The 24,064-nt window shown below is 33.0% G+C and carries 21 protein-coding genes; 15 read left to right on the top strand and 6 right to left on the bottom strand.

What is annotated here, in order from left to right:
• Nucleotide 1 precedes the first annotated feature (1 nt).
• Complete coding sequence (locus FQU23_RS15930; RefSeq protein WP_147674718.1) at nt 2–1,357, top strand: DNA cytosine methyltransferase; 1,356 nt, start codon at nt 2–4, stop codon at nt 1,355–1,357.
• 2 nt (nt 1,358–1,359) lie between these two features.
• Nucleotides 1,360–2,424 carry a hypothetical protein gene (locus tag FQU23_RS15925; protein ID WP_147674717.1) on the top strand — a complete coding sequence of 355 codons (1,065 nt, stop codon included), beginning with the start codon at nt 1,360–1,362 and terminating at the stop codon, nt 2,422–2,424.
• A 223-nt stretch (nt 2,425–2,647) separates the two neighbouring features.
• Here FQU23_RS15925 and FQU23_RS15920 read toward each other — a convergent pair whose 3' ends face one another.
• Complete coding sequence (locus FQU23_RS15920; RefSeq protein ID WP_245181137.1) at nt 2,648–4,186, bottom strand: IS1182 family transposase; 1,539 nt, start codon at nt 4,184–4,186, stop codon at nt 2,648–2,650.
• Nucleotides 4,187–4,287: 101 nt separating this feature from the next.
• Between FQU23_RS15920 and FQU23_RS15915 the strand changes: the two genes are divergently transcribed.
• The 4 genes from FQU23_RS15915 (at nt 4,288) to FQU23_RS15900 (ending at nt 8,915) form a co-directional block, all read left to right on the top strand.
• Nucleotides 4,288–4,908, top strand: a complete 621-nt coding sequence (locus FQU23_RS15915) for a hypothetical protein (RefSeq protein ID WP_147674716.1) — start codon at nt 4,288–4,290, stop codon at nt 4,906–4,908.
• A gap of 790 nt (nt 4,909–5,698) precedes the next feature.
• Nucleotides 5,699–6,130 (top strand): hypothetical protein, encoded by a 432-nt coding sequence (locus FQU23_RS15910; protein WP_147674715.1) that lies wholly within the window; start codon nt 5,699–5,701, stop codon nt 6,128–6,130.
• 729 nt (nt 6,131–6,859) lie between these two features.
• Entirely contained in the window at nt 6,860–7,753 is an 894-nt protein-coding gene (locus tag FQU23_RS15905) for a retron St85 family effector protein (RefSeq protein WP_147674714.1), read from the top strand.
• A 202-nt stretch (nt 7,754–7,955) separates the two neighbouring features.
• A complete protein-coding gene (locus tag FQU23_RS15900; RefSeq protein ID WP_147674713.1) occupies nt 7,956–8,915 on the top strand; it encodes a retron St85 family RNA-directed DNA polymerase in 960 nt (319 codons plus the stop codon).
• A gap of 226 nt (nt 8,916–9,141) precedes the next feature.
• Here FQU23_RS15900 and FQU23_RS15895 read toward each other — a convergent pair whose 3' ends face one another.
• Together FQU23_RS15895 and FQU23_RS15890 are read right to left on the bottom strand one after the other, a co-directional pair.
• Nucleotides 9,142–10,257 (bottom strand): IS91 family transposase, encoded by a 1,116-nt coding sequence (locus FQU23_RS15895; protein WP_147674712.1) that lies wholly within the window; start codon nt 10,255–10,257, stop codon nt 9,142–9,144.
• Nucleotides 10,236–11,237 (bottom strand): tyrosine-type recombinase/integrase, encoded by a 1,002-nt coding sequence (locus tag FQU23_RS15890; RefSeq protein WP_317165212.1) that lies wholly within the window; start codon nt 11,235–11,237, stop codon nt 10,236–10,238. The genes FQU23_RS15895 and FQU23_RS15890 overlap by 22 nt, the downstream gene beginning before the upstream one ends.
• Nucleotides 11,238–11,436: 199 nt before the next feature.
• Between FQU23_RS15890 and FQU23_RS15885 the strand changes: the two genes are divergently transcribed.
• Together FQU23_RS15885 and FQU23_RS15880 are read left to right on the top strand one after the other, a co-directional pair.
• Entirely contained in the window at nt 11,437–11,769 is a 333-nt protein-coding gene (locus FQU23_RS15885) for a hypothetical protein (protein WP_245181136.1), read from the top strand.
• Nucleotides 11,770–11,867: 98 nt separating this feature from the next.
• Nucleotides 11,868–13,496 (top strand): RNA-directed DNA polymerase, encoded by a 1,629-nt coding sequence (locus FQU23_RS15880; protein WP_147674711.1) that lies wholly within the window; start codon nt 11,868–11,870, stop codon nt 13,494–13,496.
• A 122-nt stretch (nt 13,497–13,618) separates the two neighbouring features.
• Here FQU23_RS15880 and FQU23_RS15875 read toward each other — a convergent pair whose 3' ends face one another.
• Entirely contained in the window at nt 13,619–15,220 is a 1,602-nt protein-coding gene (locus FQU23_RS15875) for an ISL3 family transposase (protein WP_317165213.1), read from the bottom strand.
• Nucleotides 15,221–15,316: 96 nt separating this feature from the next.
• Between FQU23_RS15875 and FQU23_RS15870 the strand changes: the two genes are divergently transcribed.
• The 5 genes from FQU23_RS15870 (at nt 15,317) to FQU23_RS15850 (ending at nt 20,218) form a co-directional block, all read left to right on the top strand.
• Nucleotides 15,317–15,781, top strand: coding sequence for a helix-turn-helix domain-containing protein (locus FQU23_RS15870; protein ID WP_147674709.1), 465 nt, complete (start codon nt 15,317–15,319; stop codon nt 15,779–15,781).
• Between the two features lie 613 nt (nt 15,782–16,394).
• Nucleotides 16,395–16,853, top strand: a complete 459-nt coding sequence (locus FQU23_RS15865; RefSeq protein ID WP_147674708.1) for a hypothetical protein — start codon at nt 16,395–16,397, stop codon at nt 16,851–16,853.
• Nucleotides 16,854–17,468: 615 nt separating this feature from the next.
• Nucleotides 17,469–18,269, top strand: coding sequence for a hypothetical protein (locus FQU23_RS15860; protein WP_147674707.1), 801 nt, complete (start codon nt 17,469–17,471; stop codon nt 18,267–18,269).
• 366 nt (nt 18,270–18,635) lie between these two features.
• Nucleotides 18,636–19,793 (top strand): TlpA family protein disulfide reductase, encoded by a 1,158-nt coding sequence (locus FQU23_RS15855; protein ID WP_147674706.1) that lies wholly within the window; start codon nt 18,636–18,638, stop codon nt 19,791–19,793.
• A 263-nt stretch (nt 19,794–20,056) separates the two neighbouring features.
• Nucleotides 20,057–20,218: a sigma factor-like helix-turn-helix DNA-binding protein gene (locus tag FQU23_RS15850; RefSeq protein WP_245181135.1), complete on the top strand. Its 162-nt coding sequence runs from the start codon at nt 20,057–20,059 to the stop codon at nt 20,216–20,218.
• 202 nt (nt 20,219–20,420) lie between these two features.
• Here FQU23_RS15850 and FQU23_RS15845 read toward each other — a convergent pair whose 3' ends face one another.
• The gene (locus FQU23_RS15845; protein ID WP_147674705.1) at nt 20,421–20,669 is read right to left on the bottom strand and encodes a hypothetical protein; all 249 of its coding nucleotides are present in this window, start codon (nt 20,667–20,669) and stop codon (nt 20,421–20,423) included.
• Between the two features lie 68 nt (nt 20,670–20,737).
• On the opposite strand from FQU23_RS15845, the gene FQU23_RS15840 reads away from it, so the two are divergent.
• Nucleotides 20,738–21,580 (top strand): WG repeat-containing protein, encoded by an 843-nt coding sequence (locus tag FQU23_RS15840; RefSeq protein WP_147674704.1) that lies wholly within the window; start codon nt 20,738–20,740, stop codon nt 21,578–21,580.
• A 250-nt stretch (nt 21,581–21,830) separates the two neighbouring features.
• Nucleotides 21,831–22,916, top strand: coding sequence for an IS110 family transposase (locus tag FQU23_RS15835; RefSeq protein WP_147674703.1), 1,086 nt, complete (start codon nt 21,831–21,833; stop codon nt 22,914–22,916).
• A gap of 852 nt (nt 22,917–23,768) precedes the next feature.
• On the opposite strand, the gene FQU23_RS15830 is transcribed toward FQU23_RS15835, so the two are convergent.
• Nucleotides 23,769–23,999 carry a CorA family divalent cation transporter gene (locus FQU23_RS15830; protein WP_165425781.1) on the bottom strand — a complete coding sequence of 77 codons (231 nt, stop codon included), beginning with the start codon at nt 23,997–23,999 and terminating at the stop codon, nt 23,769–23,771.
• Nucleotides 24,000–24,064: the final 65 nt, after the last annotated feature.

Raw genomic sequence — 24,064 nt, 5'->3', positions numbered from 1 at the left:
TATGAGTACTGAAACTTTAGACGCAGAATTAAATGTAGTTCAAGAACCTCAACTAGATTTTTTATATTATCCAAAAACCAATTTAAAACCAACCGAAGAAAAAGAAACACTAAATGTTCTTTCTCTTTTTTCTGGTTGTGGCGGAATGGATTTAGGTTTTGAAGGCGGTTTTTCAGTTTTGCAACAATCAATAAACGAGATTTTAACTCCGCATTTTATTGATAAAAAATTAAAAAACGGTTTTCTTCAACTCAAGAAAACAAAGTTTAAAACTGTTTTTGCTAACGATATATTAATTGATGCAAGAAATGCTTGGGTAAATCATTTTGCAAAAAAAGGACATAATGCAGAAGATTTTCACAAGGAAAGTATCGTTGATTTAGTAAAAATGTATCGTGATGGCGTAAATGTTTTTCCTGAAGATGTTGATATTGTAACGGGTGGTTTTCCTTGCCAAGACTTTAGTATTGCAGGAAAAAGAAACGGTTTCATTTCACATAAAAACCATAAAGGAGAACTTATAGAAAACGAAATTGCTTCAACTGAAACTCGTGGGCAACTTTATATGTGGATGAAAGAAGTAATCGAAATTACCCAACCCAAAATCTTTATTGCAGAAAATGTAAAAGGATTGGTAAATCTTGGCGATGTAAAATCAATTATTCAAAAAGATTTTTCATCAGCAAACGGAAATGGTTATATTGTTCTTGACCCACAAGTTTTACACTCTGCAAATTTTGGTGTTCCACAATCCAGAGAAAGAGTGATATTTATCGGCATAAAAAAATCGGTACTTAAAAAATCGGTTTTAGCCGAATTAGAAAAAGAAATTATTTCAGAACAATATAATCCTTATCCAAAACCTACTCATTCTTACACAGTTGAAGGAGAAAATTTAAAACATTTCGTTCAGCTAAAAGATGTTTTCAAACATATAGATGAACCTGAAAATACACAAGATTTATCCCAAAGGTTTTACTCAAAAGCAAAATTTATGGGTAAACATTGCCAAGGACAAACTGAAATGAAACTTTCAAGTATTTCTCCAACAATTCGTTCTGAACATCACGGAAACATTGAATTTAGAAGACTTTCAAAAGAAAATGGAGGACAAATAGAAAGTGAGTTAAATAAAGGACTGAAAGAAAGGCGACTAACAGTTCGAGAATGTGCTTTAATTCAAACTTTTCCACCCGATTACGATTTTGTTATTGAAAACAAAAACGGTCGGAAAGGTTCTTTTTTGGTAAGTCCGTCACAAGCATATAAAATTATTGGCAACGCAGTTCCACCACTTTTAGCATATAATTTAGCTAAAAGAATTGAAGATATTTGGGACTTATATTTTAAAAAGTAAGAATGATAGTTTCAGTAAATTCAGACCCAAACAGAAGTGAATTTGATTTATTACTCGGCTCGACAATCAGCGAGTTGAATATTCACGCAAAAAAATCATCAAAGAAAGTTGAAACACTTTTAGGCAGAAATCTTGAGCCTTATGTGAGAGATGTGATGGCAGATTTAGCAATAGGAACTGTTTTTGAAAATTCTATCGAACTTATCGGTGGGCAAAAATTTCCAGATATTGTTGCCAAGAAATATTATGGAATTGAAGTGAAAACTACAACTCAAAACCATTGGAAAACTACAGGAAACAGTGTTTTTGAAGGAACAAGAGTTGATAGTGTTGAACGTATTTTTATGCTGTTTGCAAAGTTAGCAAGTCCAATAGAATTTCGTTGTCGTCCATACGAAGAAGTCCTCTCCGAAGTTGTTGTAACGCATTCACCCCGCTATTTGATAGATATGAATTTGGAACAAGGCAAGACAATTTTTGACAAAATCAAAACGCCTTATGACACTTTTAGAAAAAACGAAAATCCAATCAGACCAATTGTTGATTACTACAAAAGCAAACTAAAACCAGGCGAAGAACTTTGGTGGATGGATGCTGAAAACAACAGTAAACCGAGTAACATTGTTATCCGAATTTGGAGTAATTTATCATTAAAGGAAAAACAAGAATTAAAAAACCGAGCTATGGTTTATTTTCCTGAACTCTTTGGAAACAGAAGTGATAAATTTGGTAGAATTGCAATTTGGTTAGTAACTCGTGAAGCAGTCGTTTGTCCAAATGTTAGAGATTTATTTACGGCAGGAGGCAAAAGTGATTACATAATTGGCAAAAAGGTTTATCAAAAAGTTCCAAGAATACTTTTAAACTTGTTTGATAATATTCCAAATATCGTAGAAACTATTATGCAAACATCAGCTTTTGAACTTTCGGAATATTGGGAAACCAAAACAACTGAAAAATCAAAACTTTTTGATTGGATTGACTTAGTCACAGAACACGCAAAAAAAATTCAAGATGCAAAGCATTTAAATATCAAACAAATATTAACAGAATTAACACTGAAATAGAAAAGGGGCGATCGCATAACCGCTGTTTTGAGCTAGCTGGAATTTAGTGGAATTACCGTTTCGCAATCATATTTTCGTTAAGCCGAAAATTGAGCGGTTACGATTTTACAGCCATCTCAAAGCTGCAAAACGTCAGGCTGTGAAAAAACCTCATTTAGTCGCTATTTTGACTTAAAATCATCCTCATAAACATCACTACAATCGTTCTACTACAAGCTCTTTTTTAGGCAGCAAATTGTAGCTCATTTTTAATAATGTCTTTACAAAGCCTAAAATAGTTCGTAATAAAGACAATATAAGCTTTTGCTTTGTAGGGCGTGTTCCAGTTCTTGATTTTGGCAATTAAAGCGGGTACATCAAGAATATTTATCGTGCGTTTGATGTTGTAGACAAGCATAATTAAACTATGCTCCCCATTTACTTTTTCGAGGCCCGTCAAATTGGTGTGATTGTAGCCCCATTGCCGTTTGATAGTGCCAAAGATATGTTCGTTGATTTCCTGCCGCTTACGGTAGAGCTGTGCATTTGCGTGGTAGCGCTTGTTGTTTTCTTCTACGGCATCGGCATATTGACTGCGGTCTATATCTCGACCAGCCATCCTACTGGTGCATAAATGTTTTACCAGACATTCTCTGCATTTAGGTGTTCGGTATCTTTTAAACTTATAACTATCTCTATCCGTGGTTTTCTTGTGCCAGTGGCCTGTGGTTTTAAGTGTTTCGCCTTGTGGACAAGTATATGTATCGGTAGTTAGATTGTATTGGAAATTAGAGACAAAATAATCCTTGGTTGTCCCGTTTTCCTTATTTTTTCCTTGTTCAGGCTGCGCTACAATTGTAGTGATCTTGGCTTGTTTACAGATTTCTATTTCTCGCCCGTTGTGATAGCCTTTATCAACCAAAGCCGTATAAGTTTCTATTGCTAAATTCTCTTTAGCTTCTATGGCAATAGCCGATAAGGCATTGCGATCGTTGCGATTGATGGTGTGTGTCGCAACCACAAGATTGTGTTTGGCATCTACTGCGGCTTGCATATTGAACGATATTTCGACCACCTGACCTTGAACTAATAATGCCCTGGCATCACTATCGGTAGTACTTATTTGAGGTTCACCACTTTCTTTGAGCTTTTCTTCCAACAATTCGTAGCGGATTCTGTTTTGTTTGAGACGCTCAATCTTTTGTTGGATGTTCTGGATTTTTGGATGGTTTTCCTTGTCATCATTTGTTTCCAAAGCATCAAGATATTCTTGGGTTTTAGCTTCAATATATTCCAAATGCTTATCAATTTTCTTTTGATTAAAATTGGCTTTTTTGCTGTTATGCGCCCGGCTTTTGGTGCCGTCAATGGCAATGGTTTCACCGCCAATCAAGTCCGCGTCTTTCAAGAACGACACAAAGAGCTTGAAGAGTTTCTTCAAAGCAGCGGGATTATCTTTTCTGAAATCGAAAATGCTGTGGTAATTGGGGCGAATACCCTCTATTAACCATTGTACCTCAATGTTTCTAAAAGATTCTTTTTCTAATTTTCGAGAACTCCTTATTCCGTTGAGATAGCCATACAAATAGATTTTAAGAAACACTTTAGTCGCGTGGCTCGGACGTCCTTCGCTTTTGATTGTTTGGATGGCAAAACCCAGCTTAGCAAGATCAATAAACATTACAAATGCATCTATGAATCGCACTTGATTATCGGGAGCTATGGCGTCTTCTAAACAAGAAATACGCATCTGGTGGCGGGAAATTCCTGAGATATGTTGCATTCCTAATAATACGAAAATTCCTGTTTTTACACAACTATTTCGCTATATTTGTTAGTAATGAAACGGAGGTTTTTTCACAGACTGACGTTAGTGGTAATTTTATGAAGACAACCTACATACAATTTGACGCACCAAAAAGCAACAGCCAGACAGCAAAAGATGGACTGATAAAAAGTTTATTGAAAAAAGCATTGGTAGGTATTCTGACAACGATTATTCCCAAAGCAAATCCAGACTTTGACGACAAAATAGACGAAGTGCAATATTGGCTTGTAGAGTGCAACAATGAAACTGGAATACCAGAGCGTGAAATTGGTTTGGACAAGGCAGGACGTGTAATATTAAAAATGCCATTCAAAGACAATTACGGCTACTGGACAGACAACAATTTATTGCTTAATGACTTTAAAGAACATTTTGTTGTTTCCGAAATTAGTAAGGACAGTTTTGAACAAAGCTGGGAATTGTTCGACAAAATATCAAACTTTGAAATAGAAATAGCGGACTTCCAAACTCTATCAACCGGTGCAGATGGTGGACACATATACTTGACGACTGAGATTAAATATAAAGGACAACTTAGAACATTGGTAATTTACTTTGCTGACAATTCAGACGAACAAAAAGTAAGGACAAAAGATAAATTAAAATTAAGCGGACGACTATTTGACGAAGGGGTGCAACAATCATTATCGTTGCTTGACACTAAACTAATTGACTGATGGAAAGAAAAACTACCACTAACAGCTAAGGGCTCGTTGGGCTTGTAAAGCCAACAATGAACCCGCGGTTGAACGGAACTAGAGGTAGTGAAAAGTGAGTGGGATTTTCGGTTTATTCTATCCGCTGTGGCGGAAGCCGAATAAGAGAATGTATTTCTTCTAAACTTGAAAAATGCCCTGAAGCTAGAACAGTAAATTATAGATTTCTCCTGGCACGAGCGTCTCGCTCATGCGCACAAGCCGAGTTTTTACAATAATATAAACAAGAGGAACCTCTTGACTGGTTACTTTCTTGTTTTAATGGATATTTTGTAATTTTCAATTCATAGAATAAATATTTTTTCCACTTAAAATTAAGTTCTTAATTCCAGACCCACACTATTCTGTTTATGGCTAACTAATTAAAGCTATAGGTATGAGATCAAAATCAAATCTATAATCACAATGCAGTGGTATGAAATAATTGGGCTTATAGTGTTATGGATTTTAGGCTTTATCTGAAAGAGAGGGAAGTTTTATGAGTATTTGAGGAAGAGGCATTATAATGATAGCTGGAGAACTAGAAGAAAGAAATGAAAAGATGCCGCATTAGAATTAGCTTACTATTATACTCTTAATTAAAGTTAAAATATCACTAAAATAGGGTATTGTGATTTTAGTTTAAAAAACTTCAATTTGTAAGCATAGATAAATAGCATAAATAATGATATTACTTTCAAAAAGATGTACATGTTTGATGTTATATACAAGTTGGAAGATATATATTAAAAACCAGAAATAACTAACAGAAATGAAATTAAAATTAATCGGACTTGGAATAATATTTTTACTGATTTCATGTAAAACTTATACAATTACACCCCAAAGTTTCAAAAGTCAATTTACTAAAACTGACAATAATAAAATGAAAGAAGTTGAAACTAATAATCCACTTTTTTACAAAAAATTTAAATACTTATCAAACGATATTAAATATCTAAATGCAACAGACAAAAAAGGAAATCTAGTTTTTGTCCAAAATTCTCCTTCACTTGAAATGAGAGTAACATTAATAAACGGGAAAAAGAAATATTTTTATTTCGATACTGTAACATTGGAAAATGACACTTTAAAAGGCGGTAAATCAAGATTTATGTCAGGATTAAAGAATGTCATACCTTTTGACCAAATTGTTAAAATAGAATTGCAAGAAGGTGGAAAAAACTATTACTATAATAACTAAGTCCAAAAATAAACATCAGCTAATAAGTAAGACTTCATGCGGTCTGCAAGACCCAGCAAGAAGTCGCTGTTGAACGGAACCCGTCGTTATCAGCTTTGGGGAGCTTAATGGGCGTTTCAACTTATGGGGATTACTTTCGTATTTTACTTTTTACAAATCAAACTCTGGATTATAATTCGGAGTTTTTTTATGGGCTTATTTGTTTTTTGGGTCATTTTTTCTGTTCTTAAAGGAAGAAGTTATTCTTTTTATGTGTTTTAAGTCACCTTAGGGCATAGGTATCCCCATTCCTATTATCGGATTTTTTTAAAATAAAGTACTTAAATATTTTTTGTCAATTTTTTTAGTTGGTTTGGAGGCGATTTATTGGGTGGTATTTTCTCGATGGTTTTCATGGTCTCGGTTTGACAATGCGGACACATTTTTGGAAAGATGATATGCGTATGGTGTGGTTTCAGCTCAATGCACGGTTGCTATAATGGCTCAAATGGGAAAAGGATTTGTATAAAAAGGCTTCAGTTCGATACTTAAAAACAAGGTATGATGAAAAACCTACTTTATTTGTACATTGGTTGTTGGTATATCCATAAATAGAGTTAAATTTAGTGTTATTTATTAACATGAAGAGCCGTATGAAGGGAGACTTTCACGTACGGTTCCGTGAGAACGTAGGGGTGAAATTCCCTTGCGTGACTCGATTATAGGGCATTTTAAAAGACAACACGGACAGTGATAGACAGTTATAAAGACATATCAAAAGCAGACTGCAATCGTATATCTAACAAAATTAGAGACGACATTTACAAACCTGCCTTTAACTTTAAGACTACTGTATTTTTATGTGGTGCTGACATTACTCAAAAAGACAAAATCCGATATAAAATAGCTGAAGCCTTAAAGCGGAGATTTTGGGCTGACATTATTTATCCAGAAGATATATTTGACGAATTACTTTATAGTTCCAAAACAAAAGACCTTCTATCTCTTGAAGGACTTTTAGCTGATAGCGTTGATGCAATTGTTTTAATACCTGAAAGTCCTGGCTCATTTGCAGAATTAGGTGCATTCGCCAATGATGAGCAGTTAAGAAGTAAACTAATTTGTCTTGTCGACAAGAAATATAAAAAGGACAAAAGTTTTATAAACCAAGGTCCTCTTAGACTTGTAAAGAAAGCAAATCCATTTGGGCTAATTTTTATTGACCCTGATGATATTGATGAAGAAATTGACAAACTAATTTCATCATTAAGGAAAATGAAAAAGGCAAGTGCTAAACGTGGTGACAAAATTTCTTTGCTCCAATTGGAAAACTTTTTATTGCCGTCAATCTATCTATTAGAACCAGTTTCAAAGGAGACTTTGGTTAACCTTGTTGCCTCAGCGACAGAAGATAAATTAAACTCTTTTCAGACAACAACAACAGCATTGACAATTCTAATAAAAAAGAAACAAATACAACTTACAGTAAATGGGTATAAATTGACAACATTAGGACTTGAAACATTTTTTGCCTTTCAAAAAACTAAGTCCCGCATTAAAAGGCAAGATGAAATAATAGAAATAGACAATCTAAGACTTGAAATATTAAATTTAAAATACAGAAATAAAAAATTGAAGGCATAGGGTAAGTTCTTTTTAGACGCTTAGTAAATTGTGTTATGCAATTGAAAATGCGAGTGGATGTTGTTTCGGCATCCGAGTTCTAAACTCAACTTTATCATCGCAAACTTTCATCGCAAAGCTTCAATGAAGCTTCACAATGAAACTTCACTCAAAAATTGTGAAGTAAAAAGAACTGCCCGACCTCCTTCATTACTTTAAGAATATGGCAAAAACAGAAATCATAAAACTTAATATGCTTGGATTACCCGTAATCCAAAGCATTGATGATTTTTCTGTTGTTACACATATTTCTAAATATACAATCTACCAATTGTCTCACCATTCCGACAAATACTATAAGACTTTTGAGATTCCAAAGAAATCAGGAGGCAAAAGGACAATCTGCCAACCAAGTAAAAAACTAAAAGGACTTCAATCCTGGATATTAGTTAATATTCTAAACAAAATACAAGTTTCTCCTTCTTGTAAGGGTTTTAGAAAAGGTAGCTCGACATTAGATAATGCTCTACCACATATTGGAGCAAACACAATACTAAATCTTGACTTAAAGGACTTCTTCCCAACAGTTAGTTCTAAGCAGGTTTACAACGTCTTTAAAACAATCGGATACAACAAACTAATAGCAACAGTTTTTACAAATATTTGCACATACAATGATATGCTTCCTCAAGGAAGCCCCTGTTCGCCTATGCTTGCTAACTTGACGGCTTGGAATTTAGACTTGAGAATTCAAGGATATGTTGGAAAGCGAGGAATTAGCTATACTCGTTATGCAGACGACTTATCTTTTTCAGGTCTAAATCCAACAAAAGTTGTAAAAATCATACCAATGATTAAGACAATAATAAATGATGAAAATTTTGAAGTAAATCATAAAAAAACAAGAATAGCTAGTTCAGCTAGAGCAAAAATTGTAACAGGACTGATAGTTAATGAGGATAGCGTAGGTATTGGAAAGCAAAAATACAAGGATTTAAGAGCAAAAATTCATCACTTGATTTTGCCAACTGAACAGAAAAATGAAAAGTTACTTTATCACGTTGGTGGTTGGCTTTCTTACCTAAACAGCGTGGACAAATTACGGCTACAAAAAGCAAAGAAATATATTAGCGAATTGACAAAGAAGTATCCAACAACATTAATAGCCCGCCTAGACAAATGAGAAAAACGCCCTATAACAGCTAAGAGTTTCGTTGCGTGCGTAGCACGAACAATGAAACTCCGGTTGAACGGAACCGTTTCCACTTCCGCAACCCTATGCACTTATCGTAAAAAAATTAGAGAGAATATCAAGAGGATTTATGGTCCTCTTTTTTTTTAGAGTAGTTTCTGCTTCGTTTTTGAGTGTTTTCGGTCACTTTTGGGCATAAAATCCCTTACCCATAAAATTAACTTTCACAGGAAGTAGCACTTTGGCTACCGCCAAGATACCAAGGGGGCGGACCACGCTGGTCAAAAACCGCTATTCGGTGTAAATTCCCAGTTTTACAACAGGGACATTTGGGTAAAAAGGGCTTTTTTTCTACTTTTTCCAATGTTTTAACCTTGAGTTTCTCCTGCAAAAGTTTCAACTTTTGGCGCTTCCAGCTGCTACTCAAAAAGCCATAATGACGGATTTTCACAAAACGTTTGGGCAAAACATGCAATGAAAACCGCCTGATAAATTCCCCGTGAGTGAGTGTCATTTGCTTCTTTGCTCCCGCTACCCGATAATCCTTGTACTCAAAAGTGACGTTTTGATTGTCGATATTTTTTATTCGATGGTTGCTAATGGCAATTTTATGGGTGTACCTCCCCAAATATTCCACCACCGACTTTGGACTTCCAAAAGGTTTCTTAGCAAATACCACCCAAGGTTTTCTCCATAATTCCCGCCGGATTTGTTCGTATTTAATCGGCTCTTTTGCTTTGAGTTTTTCGCAATATTTCGCCTTAAAAACTTTCGACAAGGCTTTGACCGGGAATAAAAATTTGCCATCCGTTCTGCTATTTTGCCATTTCCCTTCTTTATTTACTCCTCCACCAGGAACAATACAATGCAAGTGCGGATGCAAACTCAATTGCTGTCCCCAAGTATGCAAAACGGCTATCATTCCAGTCTGTATATCCTTGGTTTTACCAAATTGTCCTAGCGTTTCCCAAGTCGCTTCAAACAAAATGTCATAAACCATTTTGGGCTGATGAATTGCTAAAGAATTAATACTATCTGGCAAGGTAAAAACCACATGAAAATAAGGTACTGGTAAAAGCTCAGTGGCTCTTGCCTGAATCCAATCTTCTCGCTTGTTACCCTGACACTTTGGGCAATGCCGATTGCGGCAACTGTTGTAACTGATCCTGATTTTTCCGCAACCATCACAGGCATCAATATGGCCACCTAGTTTTGATGTTCTACAGCGTTTTAGGGCAGATAAAGTTCGGAGTTGCCAAGTGTTTAATCCTAAAGTTTCAATTCTTGTTCCAAGCTTTCTCAGCACATCGGCTACTTCAAACCTGGGCTGCATTGAGCAAAAAGAGTATCAAGGGGACTAAATTTTTGTTGGCTCTCTAATTGAGCAATCTGCAAATATTCTATGGTTGTTTCTATATTTTGGTGTCCCAAAAGATCTTTGAGCGTCATAATATCCATACCGTCTTCAAGCAAATGTGTGGCGTAGGAATGGCGTAGTGTGTGTACATGAACTTCTTTGATAATCCCAACGGCTTTGGCGACTTGTTTTACCGCCCATTGTACGCCGCGCTGGCTGTATCGATTATCAAAATCGCCTCCAGCTCCATTAGGCAAAGGCTGACCATTAAAAAGATACTCTTTGGGTTTTTCGGCTTCAATATATTTCTTCAATCCTCGTATCAAATGAACCGAAAGGGGGACATAACGGTCTTTCTTTCCTTTACCTTGTACTACTTTGAGTTGTTTTCTATCAAAATCTAAATCTTGTAAACGCACGCAGCGGGCTTCCATACAACGAAGTCCACAGCCGTAAAGCAAACCGATAAGGACTTTGTGCTTGAGCAATTTAGCCCCTTGAAGCATCGCCCAAACTTCAGCTTTACTGAGTACTACAGGAAGTTTTTTCTCGTGTTTTATAGAAGGTAAACGTAAGTATTCATAAGCTAACCCCTCCGATTTTAGCAAAAATCGAAGACCGTAAACAGTGTGTTTAAAATAGGTTTGTGAAGGGGTTTTCGACTTTTTTTGTAGATAAAAAAGGTAGTCATGTATTTGCTCAGGGTCCAATTCGGTGGGAATCTTCCCAAAATACAAAGCAAGAGAAGCTACATGGAGCGAATAATTTCTAAAAGTACTTGGACTTCGTCCTAAAACCGAAATGGTGCGCTCAAATCGATCTATTAGTTCCTCAAAACCCGGAACTTCTCGCTTGGCTTGGTTGAGAATATTGTTTTCTCTTACCGCATCTGGATGCTTTTTTTTGTAGTCATAAGAATAGATTTTAGTTATCTTCGTAAGATAATCAAAATCCACAATCGTGCTACCGAAGGTTTAGTTCAACAACCGTTTAGCCGTATTTGAGACTTTAGTGGAATTACCGTTTTTAAATCGTATTTACGTTAATCCGAAAATTGGGAGGTTACTATTTTCCAGTCATCTCTAAGAAGCACCATGTTGTGAGGCACTATCGAGCAAACTCGTAAAAAAAAGAAGAAATTATAAAATAATAAAAATGAAAGTTCCAGATAAAAACATAAAATTCCCACTTGAAAATTATGATAAACTTTGTTTTCTAAAAAACTTAATTAAAAATCCTAATATTGTAGTAGGTGATTATACTTATTATGATGATTTTGAAAATGTTAATAATTTTGAGAAAAACGTAAAATATCATTTTGAATTTATTGGAGATAAATTAGTAATTGGTAAATTTTGTATGATTGCTTCGGACGTAAAATTTATAATGAACGGCGCAAATCATTTGACAAAATCAATAAGTTCTTATCCTTTTGCAATATTTGGAGAACAATTCCTTTTTTACAAAAAGAAACTAATTGTAATCTAAATCGTCTATATTTACTTTATAATTAATACAAAACAACGCTGTTTGCAGGTTTTTAGACGAACTGACGTTACCTGCAATTTTAGAAAAACGAAAACTTTATGACAGAAAAAAAACTAATTGAAAAAGGTTACTTAGCAAAAGAATTACCACCTCAATTTATTACTTATCCATTAGCTAATAACTTAGTTAAAGTCAAAAAAGAATGGAAAGCAAAATTTAGTAGTTTATCTAAAGAAAGAAGAAAGTTTTTCGGAGAGACAAAATCTACTGTCTTTAATTTACCCAAAGTTTCTTTAAGCAGAAGAACATTATCAATTCCCAATCCAATTCATCAAATTAAGTTAACTGAATTTATTATTACTAACTGGAAAGAAATTGATAATACTTTAAAATTATCAAAATCATCATACACAATACCTATTGAAGATCCGAAAGGAAATAGAGCTTTTACAACTAAGAGTAGTTTTGGGGAATTCAAAAGAGAACGATTTATAAAATCATTCGATAATTACTATGAAGTAAAATCAGATATATCAAAATTTTACGGCTCAATATATACGCATTCAATTCCTTGGCTATTACACACAAAAGCAACAGCTAAAATTAAAAGAGACGATTATACTTTAATTGGAAATGAATTGGATAGGATTCTTAGAAGTAGTAATTCAGGTCAAACTGTTGGTATCCCTATTGGTCCTGATACTTCATTAATAGTATCCGAAATTATTAATTGTAAAATTGATGAAATTTTACAAAGTAAATTTAAATCTAACAACATTAAATTCTTTAGATTCATTGATGATATATACATTTATTGTGATTCATATTCAGAAGCAGAAAAATCCTTTAAGTTCTATCAAAAAACTTTAGCTGAATATCAGTTAGATATTAATGAAGAAAAAACAGAAATAACCAAAACTCCATTTGATTTTGACACAAAATGGTCTATTGAGTTAGGCAGTTTTAAATTTAGAAACAATCCCAAATCTCAAATAACAGATTTAGAAAGATTTACAAGTTTATCATTTGATTTTGCAAGAAAACACCATAAAGATTCTGTTTTACTTTTTACAATTCAGGTTCTAAAAGGTATTGCACTTTATGATGAAAATTGGGATTTCTACGAATCTGTAATTCTTAAGGTTTTACTTACAGAACCAAGAACCTTTGAAAGTGTTGCCCAAATTTTATGCAGTAATAAATCTCGTGTCAACAAAGACAAATTAAGAGGAATACTAAATAAACTCATCGAAAATCATATAAACAAAGGACATCAATATGAAGTTTCGTGGGCATTAACCATATGCAAAGAGTTCAATATTAAATTAAAAGACTCAATTTCTGAATTAATATTTAACTCAAATGATTTGATTTCAATATTAGTCGCTTTGGATTTAAAAAAATTGGGACTAATAAATTCTACAGTAGACACCTCATTTTTACAACCAGATTTAATAGAAGAGAATCTGATAAATGAATATTGGCTATTCACTTATGAATCTGTATATAAGGGTTGGTTAACTTCTCCAAAAGATGTTTTAAACAACAATGAGTTTTTCAAAATATTAAAGGAAAACAAAATTTATTTTTACGATGAAAATGCAAAAATTCCAACCTTTAAATTTAAATCAGGTGATGAAATCGATGAAGAAAACAAAGATGTAAAATTAGAATATTCAACAGCCAAACAAATATTTACCGGAGGAGGTGGCGGAGGAGGATATTAAAAACTGCAGGTAACAGCTAGAGTTGTTGCGTGCGTAGCACGAACAATTAGATATTCCGACGAAAGTACACCACTCATTCCGGAGCAAAGTACACCACGATTCCGCAACAAAGTGGTTCTTCGTCAATTTTGGTGAAAAAGAATCGACTTAGATAAAACCATTTTTCTTAATAATTGGAAGCTAGCCCTTCCATACATCATTCTTTTGATATTCTTAAGTCGATTAACCTGGCCTTCAACTTGTCCGTTACTATATGGGGTAACCACTGCATTGTTAACAGCATCATAATCTCTTAATAGATTTTTAGCAAAATTTTTGAAAGGTAGATTATCAACCATTTGAGCATTAGCGATCCATTTTGACAAGGAGTCCGGCTCCTTCCTTTTGAATAAGTCCTTAAATTGTTTTACTAGTACCCCAATCTGTTTAATTTCTGGACATGCGTTAAATAAAAGATCCAAGAATCGATTGTTTTCAATACTTAATTTCTCTTTGTCACTGTAAAGTAGGAATGAAAGCTGATTTGGAGACCATGCTCTTATTTGGTCCGTTTTTGGAGAAATACCCGCTCTGGTTATTTTGTTGGAGGCATAGAGATTATTCATTCTTTCACAAAAACTAGTGTATTTGCCCGAAAAGCCATCTTTTTTAATGGTCTGAAATAACTCTTTATATGTTTTACTCTTACTGTCCTCTTGCATTAAAATGGGAGTAAATGAATCAAAATTAGTTCGGGAATGGCCTTTTCTAATATAAAGCGCATCTAAACTGAAATATCTGGCAACAGTTTTTCTGCTTATTTTTAAAGCATCCGCAATGGCCCTTTTTGAAAACCCTTGTTGCTGCAACTCTTTGACTTTATTGAATTTATAGGATTTTGCTGGATTGATTCTGGTACTCTTGTCATCATCACCATGTATAGTTTCGCTTACTTGCGTTTGTTTTACCGACTCTTTCTGCGTCTGGTTATCATTATAAAGATCAAAAACCTCTCTAAGGACTTTACTTTTGGTTTGAAACATGCGACTGGTAGCTTCTCCTAGGTTTTTCATAAGGTGGAATCGGTCTGCTACTTGTATTGCTTGCGGTGCTCCATTGGTAGCTCCTATTGCATAAGGTCTATATCTATCCCTGGATATGACCTGTATTTCAGGATGTTTCTTTATCCAGTCAGAAACCGTCCCTGCTTCCCGGTCTGGAAGCAAATCTATTACTTGGTTTGAATCAAGATCGACAACAATAGTACCATAAGTACGACCTTTTTTAAATGCCCAGTCATCAATTCCTATAATACCTGATGTTATTGTTTGCTCCTTGTTGGGAAGTTTTTTGATGATTCTTACTATAGTAGAGGAACTGACAGGAACTCCTGCAAATTTGCTTATTCCTGCACCCTTATTACCTCCTAACTCAAAAGCTATTTTAGAAATAAGTTCTACAGATCTGCTCATTCTTCTGCCATATGGTTTTATCTCTTCTGAAAAACGTTCGGTAAATATCTTGCGAGAGCAAGTGGTGTTATCACAAAAGTATTTTCGTGAAACTAGTTTGATTCTAACTAAGTTTCCAGAGACAGGTAAATCCGCTAATTCTCTAAAATACCTACTATGTATTCGGTTACTTCTTTTGTTGCACAAAGGACACCTGGAGCTTAATTGGCAAGTAAGGGCGTTAATTAATACACTACCGGTTTGATATGTACAAGAGTTGCCTTTTAGTTTCACGGTAGATGGTAATATAAATTTTGGAACTTTCACTAATTATATATAATTTAATTACACGCAAAATTCGTAAATTAGCAGATCATTAACCAAGTGATTATGGGAAATTATTCGTTAAAAGTTCAAGGATATGAAGCTGATGAAATAAAAAAGCTTTTGAGTACCGACAAGGCCTTCATTGTTGGCATAAGACTTTATATTGTCTATAAAGTATCTTTGGGACATTCTAGCAGGAAATTAGCTGAATTACACGGAGTTAGTTTTAAACAAATTACAAATTGGGTGCATCGCTTCGAAAAAGAAGGTATAGAAGGCCTTGTGGATAAAAAAGGACGCGGAAGAAAAGCATTGTTAAATGAAAGTCAACTTAACCAACTTAAGAAATTAATACTAGGTGAACTGCCACAAAATCATGGTTATAAAGCTAAAAAATGGACTGGTCCAATGATCACTGATTGGGTAAAAAGGACATTTGAAGTAGAATACAAAGAGGCCCAGGTATATAATCTATTAGATAAAATTGGGGTATTCTTTGTAAAAGGAAAGGGATTTATTGAAAAATAAATGTGTAATTATTATTTACATTTTCACCAAAATTGACGAAGAACCACTTTGCAGCGGAATAAGTGGTGTACTTTGCTCCGGAATGGGTGGTGTACTTTGGAGCGGAATCCTGGTGCACTTTGTAGCGGAATCGTGGCGCCCTTTACAGCGGAATATCCAACAATGAATCTCCGGTTGAACGGAACCACTCTACATCCATCCCTTATGGGGTTTACGATAAATGAGTAAGAAGAATTTCAAGAGGCCATTGGGCCTCTTTTTTTTGAAGTAGTTTATCCGGTTGTTAAAATGTGTTTTCCATCACAATAAAACCTAAGTTCCCTTAGCCGTAAAATTAACTATCACAGTCCCGATATCATGAGAGTTTTGGCTACCGCCAAGATATCAAGCTGGTGCACCACGCTAGAAGGAGGAGTAATGGCAAATCTATTTCTTCACGTGGTATTCCTAAGTATAAATAGCATTTCAAAATAAAAATATGGCACAAATAAATCCTTACATTCATTTTAACGGAAATGCAGAAGAAGTAATTGCATTTATATAATCCTTCCTGCTTAAATTCAGAATAAATGTTTAAATTTAAATTTTAAAAAAGTTTTAAACGAGAAAAATCATGAATAAAATCGCTAAATATAGAGAACAACTATTGTGCTTTTTAGAAAATGAGGAAGAACCTGATATCATATGGGATTGGGTTGTAAAACAACCCGTTCTTGATCAACCAGATATTTTTAGAGAACTTAAAGCTATTTTTAAAGAAAAAAATACACAAAAAGACTTTAATTATAGCTACGAAATAAATGACAACTTCGACTGTTTTATCGAAGAATTTGAAGATTCTATTCTTGATGATAAACTTGCCGAAAACCTATTTATTACTGAAATACTAAGAGTTTTGAGTGATACTACAAAACTAAAGGAGTTTTTAACTTTCATTAGAGAAGCCTTAATTAATAGTATACTTACATACGATGATAATAATGAAAGAATATGGATTTTAGTCCATCAAACAATAAAGGCAGAAAAAGAATCGGGCGTTTACGATCCTGACAATTGGAGTGCTATTATGTGATCGAAAATCCCCTGCTGGCGCAAGCGTCTCGCTTATGCCCACAATCTAAATCAATTAATAAAATTAGCTCAATGGTACGGAATTGTATTGTTTGTTGTTATAGTCTTATTAATAGATTTTAGAGATATATTACTTTTTGATCTAGCAACCTTCTTTTTTTGAGTAACTGAACTGAAAAACACCAGTTATCAAATCTGTATATTTTATAAAAGCGTCTATAAACGGCATTTGATAGTCTTTATGTATTACTTTTTTCTAAACTTGAGAAGCGCATTTGTTAACGGGAAATTCCAGTGATGTATTGTATTCAGTTTTCCATCACAATAAAACCTAAGTTCCCTTAGCCGTAAAATTAACTTTCACAGTCCTTATAGCTATCGGCAGCATTTGGGTTCGTTCCAAGATACCATGTAGGTGGCCTATGTATTTATACCAACAATTTTCACGGCTCTTTATACTATTTTTTATTGCTTTTAATCCGTACTCTTTTTTACAATAAGGATATAATTGTAAGCTAAATCAGCTATATTTAGCTTCTAAAGAACCAAAGGCAACCCAGTTTGAGGGTTGTTAGACATACTGACGTTGGCACTCATTAACAAAAAAATCGTATAGATGACCTATAATTTTGACATTGATAAAATCGTAAATTTTTTAGAAAAATACAAAAATGACTTACCAAAACTTTATAATTGGAATGCGAGAATAGAAAAACTTCTAGAACTTGAAACTTTATCAGAAATACAAATTGCTGAAATAAATAGTTTACCTCCTTATCAAAAAGAACTTCAATTGAAAAAAATTGTTGGTCAAAAACTAAATGAGTCTTTAGAATTAAATAGCGAGTTATTTGATAAACTTTGTTTGTGGATAATAAAGGATTGGGGTGGAATTACAACGGCAAAAGATATAGATACTATAATCCTTATTAAAGATTTTTTAATAAAAGAGAAACCACATTTTAAAAGAATTGCGAGTTCTTCAAAAGTCGGAGCATATTTGTATCCGAATAAAAACGTAATTTATGATTCTCGTGTTGCATATTCACTAAATTGGATAATACTTTCTGAGAATGCTGGAGAAAAATATTTTCCTATTCCAGAAGGTCGAAACTCAAAAATGTCAGCATTTGACTTGAACGTTTTAATACGATTAAAAAATATTTCTCATTATCAAATAAAAGATATTAAACATTTAGATCAGAGGCTTTTTATAAAAAAAGCAGATGACAAAATTTACATCGATAAAAAAGATGCATATTTCCAACTTAATAATCTCATAAAGCAAGTAAATCAAAAATTGTGGAAAGGAGATAAAGAAAAGCAAGAACATTTATACTTTACTGAAATGCTACTGTTTTCAATAGCTGACAGAGAAATATATATGGACATAATTGAAAAGTATAGTCCTAAATAAATTAACGAATGTTAATCGTAAAAGTTTTGTTGCGTGAGCAGCACGAACGATGAAAGCTGTGTTGAATGGGACAGCTCTACAAAAAGGATTTGTATAAAAAGGCTTCAGTTCGATACTTAAAAACAAGGTATGATGAAAAACCTTGGTTATTTGCACATTGGTTGTTGGTATATCCATAAATTGAATTAAATTTAGTGTGATTTATTTACATGAAGAGCCGTATGAAGGGAGACTTTCACGTACGTTTCCGTGAGAACGTAGGAGTGAAATTCCCTTGCGTGACTCGATTAGCTACAACTTTAACACAACGTTTAAATTATTAATACTAAGTAGTTTTAAACTCCTTGAATATGAACTTTTACAATTATGAAACTAGAAGCTAAAACCATTATATTTTTTTTATTTTGTCATTTATTGACTGCTCAAAACAAATTTACAATTTCAGGATCTATTTCTTCACAATATAAAGATGCTGATATTGTACTTTACACAAATAGTTCCGGATTTATCCCTATAAAAACAAAAGAGAAAAAGGGGCAATTTTATTTTACAGGTGAAATTAAGTATGATTATGAACAAGTTGTTTTATCTGTAAATAAAGAAAATAGAAACCTTGGAATAACTAGTTTTTTTATTGGAAGAGGGAATGTTGAAATTGATATTCAAGAAATTAATAAGGTCGACTCATTAAATAACATACATTTTTCCAATGTGCCTTTTGTTAAAGAGAAGAAGATATTTGAAGAAATGACAACCCCATATAAAGATAGTAGTAAATTAGCTTTTGATATTTACAGCAATTTAAAAAGTGACAAATTAAAAAGATATGATAAAGATTCTTTATGGTCAATTGTTTCAAATTCGAGAAAAAAACTTTTAGCACAAAAAGTAAAATTTATGGAATTATTTCCTAGAGTATATATTTCATTATACTATTTTGACAAAGAGATAATTAATTCCTATCATCCAATTACTGTTAACGAACTTAACGCAATTTATACTAAATTTAGTAATAATTTGAAAGAGACTGAATTAGGGAAATCAATTGGAGCATATATAAAGAAAAAACAATCGCTTACTGTTGGAAATACTTTACCAAATTTCTCCTTTATATCCGATAAAGGACAAAATTTTGATTTGTCATCATTTTATAATAATAAAAAACTTATACTTCTTTGTTTTTGGGGCAGTAGCTGTGCTCCATGCATAAAAAAAATTCCAACGTTAAAAACGCTTAATGAAAAATATGAAACTAAAGGCTTACAATTAATATCTGTTTCATTAGATAATCAGGCAGATTCGTGGTTTAGGTCTTTAAAAAAGTATGAAATGCCTTGGTTGCAAACTTGCGATATTCACGATTACAATGAAGGAAGAAGTATAGGGAAGATCTTAGATGTAGACAGAATGCCTCAATATTTTTTAATTGATAACGTGGGTAAACTTGTTTATCATAATGAGCAATCGAATGATGATGAAAATTTTACAGTTTTATTGAAAATCTTAGAAAGTCAATTACGATAAACACTCTTTTTTAGAGTATAATCAGCACTAAATTTTACAATTGAATAATATTGTTTAAACAAATAGTCAAAAATTGGATATTTCGGTTCGATTTGTGCTAGTGATTTCGGTCAATTTGTGCCACTATTTCGGTTTGAATAGTGCCACTATTTCGATTCAATTTGTGCCACTTGGCTAATAAATCATGGTATTCCGGTTCGATTTGTGCCACTTTGAAAGATTAAAATCAGCTATTATCTTGTTGTTATCTAAAACAATACGATATGGCTAATAAACTTGATCCTATGGACTTAAAACAAATCATTACTTTACATTTGGACGGTTATAGCAATCGTAAAATAGGAAGTACATTAGGTATTTCTCGCAATACTGTAAATACATATATGCAGCTATTTGAAGGCTGTAAATACTCTTTACAACAATAACAATGAAAAAAAAAATATTTGAAAACACAAAAAGAACTTTAACGAGAGAAGAGTTTTTATATAGATTATGAGAATTTCTGTAAAGCTAAAGTTCTCTTATTACTAAAAGAATTAGAGAGTAAAAAAGAAATGCATAATCATACATTATTGGACACTCCAAAAGTAGACTGGGAAATTATCATGGCAAAAAAAATGTTAGACATTATTCAATTGGAAGTTCATAAATTACTCGATTAAGAGCATTTTCTAAATCCACTTCAATACCTTGAACTTTAACGCTACTGATTATAGAGTTTACAAAATATTCCGCAAGTTCATTCCACTTTTCAAAGCTATTAGATAATGGAACTCGATAAGAAAGAATAACAGTTTCAATTTCTTTTTTAACTTCTATAGCTTTGTCAACTGTTTCAGCGTATATAAATTTATTAAGTAATTCTTCTAACAACATAGTTTATATTTTATCCAAAAGTAAGAAAAAATACCTATATTCGTCTGAAATGAAGTAAATTAAAAGTTATGAGTAAAGATATTGGAGCGGCGTTTATGTCAACACTACTTATAATAGTTGTTTTTGCAATTTATAAGTATATCAAGAATTATAAGGCTAATGAAGCCAAAAAAGTATTGATTAAAGTTGCAAATGTGGAGGATAATAAAACTAAAAACTTTAACACAAAAGCAGAAAATTTAAAAAATCTAAGAGACAGCCACGTTCTTTCAGAACCAGAGTATCAAGATAAGATTACTAAAATTAATGATGAGGAATTAGAGCAAAGAGTAAAAAGAACTGAAGAGTATACAAGTTTAAAAACATTATACAGTGATGGAGTTTTTGATAAAGAAGAGTTTGAAAGTAAGGTTAAAATTATAAGAAATCAATTATCAGAGAAGTTAAAAGACAATCCAAATAAGGAGAAGAGTTTCCGCGTTTCGGGGGATTTAAAAAGTGGTGTAGCAATAGCAATAGATGAAGATTTAAATTATGGTTTTGTTGATGAAAATGAAAATATTATAATTGATTTTAAGTATCAATTTGCAAGAGATTTTAAAGGGGGTGTTGCGTTAATAAAAATAAATAATTGTTTCGGCTTCATAAATACAAAAGGAGAAGAAGTTATTAAACCACAATTTTATTGGGCTGATGAATTTAGTGAAGGTCTTTGCGCAGTTAAAAATTATGAACAAAAGTTCGGTTTTATAGATGAAAAGGGCTTAATTATTATTGACTATCAGTTTGACCATGCTTATCAATTCACAAATGAAATGGCAAAAGTTAAGGTGAAAAAATTATGGGGTATGGTAGATAAAAAAGGACATTTTATACAAACACCAAAATTTAAAAAACCAACTGATTTTTAAGAGAATTAAACATATAAAATAAACTAAGTAAAAATTAATAAAAAATAGTGATGCTTGGGACATCACTAAAAAACCATTCTTGTTACTATTATTCACAGGAATTACAGTAGAAACATTCTGCCTCTTGAATTGGAATTGTAAATGGACCAACAATGAAGCACCTATGTAAAAGCAGTAAATTTGAGCATCAAATAAAAATCGTTAAATATTAACTGCAGTCCAAAAAATGGCTGCCAAATCTTTAATTATTATGAATACTCAAATTACTGCAAATCCAAAGATATATATTGGTTTGGATATCCACAAAAAAACATGGACTGTTTCTATTCAAACGGATATTTTTTTCCATAAAACTTATTCTATGCCATCAAAATCATCGGATTTGTTTGATTATATAGAGAAGAATTTTCCAAAACATGAAGTAAATTTGGTTTATGAAGCAGGTTGTTGTGGCTTTTCCGTGGCTCGCTATTTCTTAAATTTGGGCTGGAATGTATTGGTTGTAAATCCTGCTGACGTAAAAACAGGAGACAAACAAAAATACCAAAAAACAGATACTCTTGACGCTAAAAATTTATCTAATCAACTCAAAGCAGACACTTTAATTGGTATAAATATTCCAACTGAAGCCGAAGATCAGTTTACTTCCTTGGCGCGTCATCGTACTCAAGTTACAAAAAAATTGCGTCAAACAAAGTCCCATATCAAGAGTTTATTGCTTTTCCATGGTATTGAAATCCCAGCAGAATATGACAATTCTAATTGGGCAAATGGATTTATAGAATGGCTTGAAAATTTGAAATTTAGTACTAATTGCGGTGATTTGGCATTGCAAGGAAAAATAAGAATGTTCAAATTTATCAAGTCTGAATATTTAGAAATAGCGAATCAAATGCGTGCTTATTGTCGCAAAGAACATAAAACAGATTATTATTTATTGAAAAGTATTCCAGGAATTGGAGGCTATTTGTCAGCGGTAATTATTGCCGAATGTGGCGATTTGCGACGCTTTAATACCGAAGGACAATTTGCCAGTTTTGTGGGTATTGTTCCTGGAATGTACAACAGTGGCGGAGGCGAAAAATGTTTAGGAATAACTCCTAGAAGTCGCTCACAACTGAGAAGTTATCTTATAGAAGCCGCATGGATAGCGATACGGAAAGATGCCGAGATGCAACAGTATTATAGGAAGCATCACGGAAAAAACGTAAAAAATATTATTGTAAAAGTGAGTCATAAAATGACTCGAAGAATTTTGTCGGTCATAAAAAAACAAACACCCTATCAAGTAAATGTGAATTTAGTTTTAGAAAAAAATAAAAAAAAGTCAGCTTAAAACACCAGAAAATTCAACTTCAAAACATGGTGCCGATCCAACTCCATTGGAAGCCGCATCGCCAAGTAGGTAGCTGATTTTCTTTAAAAAAAAACTAAAAACTAAAAAGATAATACAAAATCATCTTAAAAGTCTCACAATACAACAAGAGAAATAGACTGCAAAACACAGGTAGTAGTTGCAAAATATACAAGCTACATCACGAAGCAGGCAGCTATTTTTTATCAATCTTATAACCAAACCGGTGCTGGTGGCTATTAGTTTAGACCACAAATAGGAGCTTGAGATTTAAGATTACCAAAAGAAAATATATGGAATAAAAGAGTAGAAAATTATTCGTGGCATTATTGAAAAAGTTAGAACAACTTTTTCATGTCCTGAGCCTTTGGCGGACAAAAAGTTGTTTCCAACTTTTTCAACAAGCTGTTGGAACGGCATTTTATACTCAAAAAATAACGACATATCGCTCAGTTTAAAAAGTTGTTGATAACTTAAATTGCTTTACATAGGAACCTGTGTTGAACGAAACCGCTCTACATCCATCCCTTATGGGGTTTACGATAAATGAGTAAGAAGAATTTCAAGAGGCCATTGCGCCTCTTTTTTTATGGCCTTACAATAAGGAATTCATTGTAAAACTACTAGAACTAACTCTTAAGTAAGTACGAAAAGCCTGTAATAAATAAAAAGTACCTTTGATGATTTGTAAGAAAAATTGAATATATTTGAAAGAATAACAAAACGCAACCCAATAGCGTGTATACACCCTTTTCTGGGTGGCTATGCGCTACTTTGTAGCGCATATATACAAGTTGTAAGCAACCCGTGCGAAACAGAACGCAGTAACTGTACCTACAATATTTTCTTCCTTTTAAACCATATAAAAATAAGGACAGATAAAATAACCATAAAAATAATTACATATAAATATCCGTATTTCCATCGCAATTCGGGCATAAAGTCAAAGTTCATTCCATAAACACCTACAATAAAAGTAAGCGGAAGAAAGAAAGCCGAGAAAATCGTTAATAATTTCATCACATCATTACTTTTTTGCGCAGTAACAGACAAATAAGTATTCATTAAGTTGTATCCGCTCGAGCAAGTACATCTTGTAGAGTAAAAAGTGATTACCTATGTTTTTTCTT

The organism is Flavobacterium sp. XN-5, assembly GCF_008033395.2.
Taxonomy (GTDB): Bacteria; Bacteroidota; Bacteroidia; order Flavobacteriales; family Flavobacteriaceae; genus Flavobacterium; species Flavobacterium hiemivividum.
The sequence above is the reverse complement of the archived record's forward strand: the minus strand, read 5'-3'. Positions and strand labels throughout refer to the sequence as shown.

Coding starts and splice junctions, on each gene's coding strand:
- FQU23_RS15930 (WP_147674718.1), top strand. CDS start 2: ATGAGTACTGAAACTTTAGACGCAGAATTAAATGTAGTTCAAGAACCT.
- FQU23_RS15925 (WP_147674717.1), top strand. CDS start 1,360: ATGATAGTTTCAGTAAATTCAGACCCAAACAGAAGTGAATTTGATTTA.
- FQU23_RS15920 (WP_245181137.1), bottom strand. CDS start 4,186: ATGCAACATATCTCAGGAATTTCCCGCCACCAGATGCGTATTTCTTGT.
- FQU23_RS15915 (WP_147674716.1), top strand. CDS start 4,288: ATGAAGACAACCTACATACAATTTGACGCACCAAAAAGCAACAGCCAG.
- FQU23_RS15910 (WP_147674715.1), top strand. CDS start 5,699: ATGAAATTAAAATTAATCGGACTTGGAATAATATTTTTACTGATTTCA.
- FQU23_RS15900 (WP_147674713.1), top strand. CDS start 7,956: ATGGCAAAAACAGAAATCATAAAACTTAATATGCTTGGATTACCCGTA.
- FQU23_RS15895 (WP_147674712.1), bottom strand. CDS start 10,257: ATGCAGCCCAGGTTTGAAGTAGCCGATGTGCTGAGAAAGCTTGGAACA.
- FQU23_RS15885 (WP_245181136.1), top strand. CDS start 11,437: ATGAAAGTTCCAGATAAAAACATAAAATTCCCACTTGAAAATTATGAT.
- FQU23_RS15880 (WP_147674711.1), top strand. CDS start 11,868: ATGACAGAAAAAAAACTAATTGAAAAAGGTTACTTAGCAAAAGAATTA.
- FQU23_RS15870 (WP_147674709.1), top strand. CDS start 15,317: ATGGGAAATTATTCGTTAAAAGTTCAAGGATATGAAGCTGATGAAATA.
- FQU23_RS15865 (WP_147674708.1), top strand. CDS start 16,395: ATGAATAAAATCGCTAAATATAGAGAACAACTATTGTGCTTTTTAGAA.
- FQU23_RS15860 (WP_147674707.1), top strand. CDS start 17,469: ATGACCTATAATTTTGACATTGATAAAATCGTAAATTTTTTAGAAAAA.
- FQU23_RS15855 (WP_147674706.1), top strand. CDS start 18,636: ATGAAACTAGAAGCTAAAACCATTATATTTTTTTTATTTTGTCATTTA.
- FQU23_RS15850 (WP_245181135.1), top strand. CDS start 20,057: ATGGCTAATAAACTTGATCCTATGGACTTAAAACAAATCATTACTTTA.
- FQU23_RS15845 (WP_147674705.1), bottom strand. CDS start 20,669: ATGTTGTTAGAAGAATTACTTAATAAATTTATATACGCTGAAACAGTT.
- FQU23_RS15840 (WP_147674704.1), top strand. CDS start 20,738: ATGAGTAAAGATATTGGAGCGGCGTTTATGTCAACACTACTTATAATA.
- FQU23_RS15835 (WP_147674703.1), top strand. CDS start 21,831: ATGAATACTCAAATTACTGCAAATCCAAAGATATATATTGGTTTGGAT.
- FQU23_RS15830 (WP_165425781.1), bottom strand. CDS start 23,999: ATGAATACTTATTTGTCTGTTACTGCGCAAAAAAGTAATGATGTGATG.